The following is a 3706-nucleotide window of genomic DNA, read 5'->3' on the forward strand; positions in this document are numbered from 1 at the left end:
CCGCGCAAGATCATCTCCTCCCCCACCTGGTCCGGCCTGGAGGATGAACACGTCAGCTACAACGCCGGTTACACCAACGTCCACGAGTTTATTCCCTGGCGCACCATCACCGGTCGCCAGCAGTTTTACCAGGATCACCTGTGGATGCAGGCCTTCGGCGAGCAGATGGTGTCCTATAAACCGCCGATCTGTACCAAGACCATCGACCTGGTGAAGGACAAGAAGCCCAACGGCAACACCGAGATCGTGCTCAACTGGATCACTCCCCACCAGAAATGGGGTATCCACAGCACCTACTCCGACAACCTGTTGATGCTGACCCTGTCCCGGGGCGGGCCGATTATCTGGATGAGCGAAGTGGATGCGCAGAAAGCCGGTATCGAGGACAACGACTGGGTGGAGGTATTCAACGTCAACGGCGCCATCGCCTGCCGCGCGGTGGTCAGCCAGCGGGTCAACGAGGGCATGGTGATGATGTACCACGCCCAGGAGCGCATCGTGAACACCCCCGGTGCGGAAACCACCGGAACCCGGGGCGGCCACCACAACTCGGTGACCCGGGTGGTGATGAAACCGACCCATATGATCGGCGGCTACGCGCAGCAGTCCTACGGCTTCAACTACTACGGCACCGTCGGCTGCAACCGCGACGAATTCGTGGTAGTGCGCAAGATGAACAAGGTGGATTGGCTGGAAGGATCGGATACCGACGACCTGCCGCAACCACTTCCCCAGGACGTTTAAGGAGGCATCACAATGAAAATACGCTCACAAGTAGGGATGGTGCTGAACCTGGACAAGTGTATCGGCTGCCACACCTGCTCCATCACCTGCAAGAATGTCTGGACCTCCCGCGAGGGCATGGAATACGCCTGGTTCAACAACGTCGAGACCAAGCCCGGCATCGGCTATCCCAAGGAGTGGGAGAACCAGGACAAGTGGAACGGTGGCTGGGTGCGCAACCGCGACGGCTCCATCAATCCGAAAATCGGCGGCAAATTCCGGGTGCTGGCGAATATCTTCGCCAACCCCGATCTGCCGGAAATCGACGATTACTACGAACCCTTTGATTTCGACTACCAGCACCTGCACACCGCGCCGCTGGGCAAACACCAGCCCACCGCGCGGCCCCGTTCGCTGATCTCCGGCAAGCGCATGGAGAAAATCGAGTGGGGTCCCAACTGGGAGGAAATTCTCGGCACCGAGTTCAAGAAGCGCAGCGCCGACCGCAATTTCGACAACATCCAGAAGGACATCTACGGCGAGTTCGAGAACACCTTCATGATGTACCTGCCACGGCTGTGCGAGCACTGCCTCAATCCAACCTGTGCGGCCTCCTGTCCCTCCGGCGCTATTTACAAGCGCGAAGAGGACGGCATCGTGCTGATCGATCAGGAGAAATGCCGCGGCTGGCGCATGTGCGTGTCCGGCTGTCCCTACAAGAAGATCTACTTCAACTGGAAGTCCGGCAAGTCGGAAAAATGTATTTTCTGCTATCCGCGCATTGAAGCGGGCCAGCCCACCGTCTGCTCGGAAACCTGTGTGGGCCGCATCCGCTATCTGGGCGTGCTGCTCTACGATGCCGACCGCATCCTCGAAGTGGCCAGCACCGAGTCGGAACAGGATCTGTACAAGAAGCAGCTGGAAATCTTCCTCGACCCCCACGATCCGGCAGTAATCGCCCAGGCACGCAAGGACGGTGTGCCGGACTCCGTGATCGAGGCCGCCCAGCAGTCCCCGGTCTACAAACTGGCGGTTGACTGGCAACTGGCGCTGCCACTGCACCCGGAATACCGCACCCTGCCCATGGTCTGGTACGTGCCACCGCTGTCGCCGATCCAGTCCGCGGTGGAGGCCGGTCACGTGGGCATGAACGGCATCATTCCCGATGTGGATTCCCTGCGCATTCCGGTCAAGTATCTGGCCAACCTGCTCACCGCCGGCGACGAGGCCCCGGTACTGCTGGCACTGAAACGGCTGCTGGCAATGCGCGCCTACAAACGCGCGCAGATTGTCGAGGGCTGCGACGACCAGCAAACCCTTGACGATGTGGGTCTCACCGCCCTGCAGGTGGAGGATATGTACCGCTATCTGGCCATCGCCAACTACGAGGACCGCTACGTGATTCCCACCGCCCACCGCGAGGAAGCCATGTCCGAAGCCTTCGCCGAGCGCGGCGGCTGCGGCTTCTCCTTCGGCAACGGCTGTTCCACCGGCGAGTCGGATATCAACCTGTTCGGCACCAAGAAAACCACCCGGCGGGATGTGATCCAGACCGTCCAGGTATGGGAGAAATAAGGTATGGATATTCTCAAAGTCATCTCCCGGCTGATGGACTACCCAAAAGCCGAATTGCAGGGACAGGTGGCAGAACTGGAAACGGTCATTCTGGCGTCGCGGGAGATTTCTCCCGCCATGCGCCAGCGCCTCTGCGGCCTGCTGCACCAGATCTACGACGGTGACCTGATGGACGCCCAGGAACTTTACTCCGGCCTGTTTGATCGGGGCCGCGCCTTGTCGCTTCTGCTGTTCGAACACGTGCACGGTGAATCCCGCGATCGCGGCCAGGCCATGGTGGACCTGCTGGCACTTTACGAGCAGCACGGTTTTCACATTGAAGTGCGGGAGCTGCCGGATTTCATCCCCCTCTACCTGGAGTACCTGGCCCACCGGCCAGACCTGGAAGCCCGCGAGGGGCTGGCGGATGTGGCCCATATCCTCGGGCTGCTCAGCGCCCGTCTGCGGGAGCGCGAGTCAGACTACGACGCGCTGTTTGACAGCCTGCTGATGATCAGCGGCGTGCCGGTCGATATTGAGAAGCTGCGCTCGAAAGCGGCTGGCGAGAAGCGCGACGACACCCCCGAGGCGCTGGACAAGATCTGGGAGGAGGAGGCGGTCACCTTCGGCGCCGGGGACAGTTGTCCCTCCAATGCGCCGCAACCGCCAAAACGATCCCCTAACGACAGCGTAGCTGTGCGCTGGGCAAATTGAGGAAGCCATCATGAATATCAACACACTACTTTTCGGTCTCTACCCCTACCTGGCACTGCTGGTCTGCGTGGTCGGCTGCTGGGCACGCTACGACCGCGAACAGTATTCCTGGAAAGCGGGCTCCAGTCAGATCTTGCGCACCCGCGGCATGCGGCTGGCCAGCAATGCCTTCCATGTCGACATCCTGTTTGTGCTGGCCGGTCACCTGGTGGGGCTGCTGACCCCGGAATTCATCTACCACCATGTGATCTCCACGCCCAACAAGCAGTTGCTGGCGATGGTCTCCGGCGGCCTGTTCGGCGGTCTCTGCTTTATCGGCCTGACTATGCTGATCGTGCGCCGCTTCAGCGACCCTCGGGTCCGCGCCAGCAGCAGCTTCTCCGATCTGCTGGTGCTGGTGCTGCTGTACATCCAGCTGATCCTGGGACTGAGCACCATCTACGCCTCCAGCCAGCACCTGGACGGCTCGGTAATGGTGATGCTGGCCAACTGGGCGCAATCACTCGTCATCCTGCAACCCATGGAGGCGGCGGCATCCATTGCCCCGGTGTCGCTGGTGTACAAACTGCACGTCTTTCTCGGCATGACATTGTTCCTGATCTTTCCCTTCACCCGCCTGGTGCACATCATCAGTGGCCTGGCGGCGCCGGTGAAATACCTGCTGCGGAACTACCAGATCGTGCGCCAGAAAAGAGCCTCATAACCATCAAGACCC

At 60.6% G+C, this 3706-nt stretch carries 4 protein-coding genes; all 4 read left to right on the forward strand.

The window, feature by feature from the left end; translation table 11 throughout:
* Window positions 1–744, forward strand: a 744-nt coding sequence (locus ABY948_RS11570) for a molybdopterin dinucleotide binding domain-containing protein (protein WP_461482690.1), incomplete at its 5' end; no start/stop codon positions are given.
* A 12-nt stretch (window positions 745–756) separates the two neighbouring features.
* Window positions 757–2298: a nitrate reductase subunit beta gene (narH, locus tag ABY948_RS11575; RefSeq protein WP_461482691.1), complete on the forward strand. Its 1542-nt coding sequence runs from the start codon at window positions 757–759 to the stop codon at window positions 2296–2298.
* A gap of 3 nt (window positions 2299–2301) precedes the next feature.
* Window positions 2302–2991 carry a nitrate reductase molybdenum cofactor assembly chaperone gene (gene narJ / locus ABY948_RS11580; RefSeq protein ID WP_461482692.1) on the forward strand — a complete coding sequence of 230 codons (690 nt, stop codon included), beginning with the start codon at window positions 2302–2304 and terminating at the stop codon, window positions 2989–2991.
* Window positions 2992–3001: 10 nt separating this feature from the next.
* Window positions 3002–3694, forward strand: coding sequence for a respiratory nitrate reductase subunit gamma (gene narI, locus ABY948_RS11585; RefSeq protein ID WP_461482693.1), 693 nt, complete (start codon window positions 3002–3004; stop codon window positions 3692–3694).
* Window positions 3695–3706 lie beyond the last annotated feature (12 nt).

The sequence above is a fragment of the Porticoccus sp. genome (genome assembly GCF_041592135.1).
GTDB lineage: Bacteria > Pseudomonadota > Gammaproteobacteria > Pseudomonadales > Porticoccaceae > Porticoccus.